We start from the raw sequence: 3,061 nt of genomic DNA on the forward strand, positions 1-3,061 counted from the left end.
CGCCGGTAGCGTCGCCGGCATGAGCGAGGCCGCGACCCCCTCCCCCGCCGGTGCCCCCGCCGTGCCCGCCCCGGGCGCCGGTCCCGAGCCGTCGTCGACGTCGGGGGCGGCGTCGTCCTCGCTGACGGTCGGCTACGCCGCGATGCTCGAGCAGTTCACCCCCACCGAGGCGGTCGAGCTGACGGCCCTCTCCGAGCAGCACGGCTTCTCGGGCTGCATGGCGGGCGACCACTTCGCGCCCTGGGTGCCGCAGCAGGGCCAGGCCGCCTCGATCTGGCCCGTGCTCACGGCCGTCGGCGAGCGCACCCGCGGCGACTTCGGCTCCGGCGTCGTCGCCCCGGGCTGGCGGTGGCACCCCGCCGTCGTCGCGCAGGCCTCGGCGACGCTCGCGGCGATGTACCCCGGGCGCCACTGGCTCGGCGTCGGTGCGGGCGAGGCCCTCAACGAGCACGTCGTCGCGCCCTACTGGCCCGAGGGCGGCGAGCGCTCGGCGCGCATGTTCGAGGCCGTGGACCTCATGAAGAAGCTCTTCGACGCCTCGCTCGCCGGGAAGGACGTCAAGTTCCAGGGCACCTGGTACCGGCACGAGACGACCCGGCTGTGGACCATGCCCGAGCAGCCGCCCGAGGTGCTCGTCGCCACCGCCGGGCCCCTCAACGCGAAGCGCGCCGGGCGGTCGGCGGACGGCCTCATCACCGTCGGCGCCCCGCTCGAGAAGATCTCCGGCCTCTTCGAGCGCTTCGACGCCGGCGCCCGCGAGGCCGGCAAGGACCCCTCGACGATGCCGAAGGTGCTGCAGCTGCACCTGTCCTGGGCCCCGACGGACGAGGAGGCCCTCCGCAACGCGCTGGTCGAGTGGCCCAACGGGGGGATGAAGTTCCCCAAGGCCGACATCCGCTCCCCGCACGACTTCGCGGCGATGGCGCAGATGGTGCGCGAGGAGGACTTCGAGGGCCGGATGGTCATCTCGAGCGACCCCGACGTGCACCGCGCCGCCATCCAGCGGCACGTCGACCTCGGCTTCGACCGCGTCTACCTGCACAACGTGGGCCGGAACCAGCGGGAGTGGGTCGAGGTCTTCGGCCGCGAGGTGCTGCCGGCGCTGCACCGGTGACGACGGGCGGCCCCGCTCGTCCCGCCGAGCACCCGGCCGGTGGGCGGAAGGGGGCTGCCGCGCCCCTGCTCGTCGTGCTGGCGGGCCCGCAGGCGTCGGGGAAGAGCGCGCTGGCGTCGGCGCTGGGGGCCGAGCTCCGCCGGCGCGGCGAGCGGGTCGCCGTCGTCGAGCTCGACGCGATCGCGGCGATGGCGCTGCCCACCCTGCCCGGCTGGGACGAGGCGCACGCCGTCTTCGAGGCGGTCGTCGCGCTGTGGGCGCGCACCGACCTGACGTGCGTCGTCGCGGAGGGGTCCGGCACCGCCCCGGAGGTCGCGCGCCTCGTGCGCGTCGCGCCGCCCGGCACCGCGGTGCTCACCGTGGCCGTGACCACGGACCTGCCCACCGCGCACGCCCGCGCGCAGGAGGACCCGACGCGGGGGGTGTCGAAGGACCTCGCCTTCCTGCGCGGCGTCTACGACCGCTGGCCGCGGGAGAGGTCGGCGATGGCGCCGGACCTGGTCGTCGACACGACCGCGGCCGACGTCGCCGACGGCGTCGCCCGCGTCGTCGACGCCCTGGCGGCACGCCCCTCCTGACGGCGACGGCCGTGCGGTGGCGGACGGGAGCCCGGCGGCCGGCCTACCGGTCGCCGCAGCCCCGGAGCTCCAGGTCGGTCTCGCCGACGGGCGCGAGGGCGGCGCCGACGTCGCGCGCGTCCTCCACCCAGGCCGCGAGGTCCTCGGCCAGGTCGTCCCGGCCGCGAGCGTCGTCGAGGCGGACGAGGACGGCCGTGCAGGCGCGCGCGTCGTCGGCCGGGTCCACCCACGTCGTCCAGGCGTCCCCCGCCCACGCCGTCGTCACGACGTCGTCCTCGAGGTAGTAGCCCTCGTCCTCGGCGTCGGCCACGAGCGGCAGCAGCGACAGGGGGAACAGCCCGAGGGTGCCCGTGCCGAGGACCTCCGCGCCCTCGGGCGCCGCAGGGGCGGGGACCTCCGCGCCGGGGGCCAGGCCGGGCGACGCGCCAGGCACGCCCTGCGCGGCGAGCACCTGCTCGGTGGTCGTGAGCGGCTCGCGCAGCAGCGTCGTGACGGCCCCCGGGCCCTGGGCGTCGGCGACGGCGTCGACGGCCACGTAGCCGTAGTCGTAGGGGAAGAGGGCGAGCGCGTCCGCGAGCGCGTCGTAGGTGCGGTCGTCCGCGCCCCCGTCTGCTTCCCCGTCTGGTGAGGCCTCCTCGTCCCACGACCGCTCCCACGCCTCGTCGTAGGCGTCGAGCTGGTCGTCGTCGAGGCCGTCGTACCAGGCCCAGGCGACGCGCTCGGCGTCGCCCTCGACGACGGCGGCGTGCGCGCTCACGGCCTCGGGCGAGAGGTCCGCGTCCAGGGCCGCGTCGAGGTCGACGTGCTGGGCGTCGAGGGCGTGCACGAGCTCGTGGACGAGCGTCTCCTCGACGAGGGGCGACCACCTCGTGCCGCGCAGGACGACCTCGTCGACCTCCGGGTCGTAGAAGCCGAGGACGTCGGCGTCCCCGGCGGACCAGGCCTCCTCGTAGGTCGCGGCCGACGGCGTGAGCCCCAGGGCGGCGTAGGTCTCCGCCCGTCCGTCGCCCGGGTCGTCGAGACCGGCGGGCCAGTCGTCCTCGAGGCCCTCGTCGGGGCGCGCGCCGCCGCTCGAGGGGGCGTCACCCTGCTCCTCGCCGTCGAGCGCCGCCGCGAAGGCGTCGGCGTCCAGGGCCCGCACGGGCACCTCGTGCTCCCAGTCCAGACCGCGCTCGTCGGCGACGAGGGCGCGCAGGCGGGGCAGCTCGTCGGGCAGCGCCTCGGCGACGGACCGCTCGCCCGCCCCTCCCGTGACGCGCTCGAGGACGTCGCCGAGGGCCCCGCCCCCTCCCCCGGCACCGCCGGCGAGGAGGACGCCGCCGAGGGCGCCGGTGCCGAGCCCGGCGCAGCCGCCGAGGACGAGGCCGAG

3 protein-coding genes are annotated in these 3,061 nt (G+C 77.0%); 2 read left to right on the forward strand and 1 reads right to left on the reverse strand.

The features are described 5' to 3' along the window. The first annotated feature begins 19 nt into the window (after window positions 1–19). Window positions 20–1,114, forward strand: coding sequence for a TIGR03557 family F420-dependent LLM class oxidoreductase (locus tag HLB09_RS14960; RefSeq protein ID WP_171204128.1), 1,095 nt, complete (start codon window positions 20–22; stop codon window positions 1,112–1,114). Next, the gene (locus HLB09_RS14965; protein ID WP_171204129.1) at window positions 1,111–1,692 is read left to right on the forward strand and encodes a P-loop NTPase family protein; all 582 of its coding nucleotides are present in this window, start codon (window positions 1,111–1,113) and stop codon (window positions 1,690–1,692) included. Before HLB09_RS14960 ends, HLB09_RS14965 begins: the two co-directional genes overlap by 4 nt. 43 nt (window positions 1,693–1,735) lie before the next feature. On the opposite strand, the gene HLB09_RS14970 is transcribed toward HLB09_RS14965, so the two are convergent. Further along, a partial coding sequence (locus tag HLB09_RS14970) for a hypothetical protein (RefSeq protein WP_212771163.1) occupies window positions 1,736–3,061 on the reverse strand: 1,326 nt, incomplete at its 5' end.

It is taken from the genome of Pseudokineococcus marinus (assembly GCF_013004605.1).
Taxonomy (GTDB): Bacteria; Actinomycetota; Actinomycetes; order Actinomycetales; family Quadrisphaeraceae; genus Pseudokineococcus; species Pseudokineococcus marinus.

Excerpts from the sequence above, each read along its gene's own strand:
- HLB09_RS14960 (WP_171204128.1), top strand. The coding sequence starts at position 20 with ATGAGCGAGGCCGCGACCCCCTCCCCCGCCGGTGCCCCCGCCGTGCCC.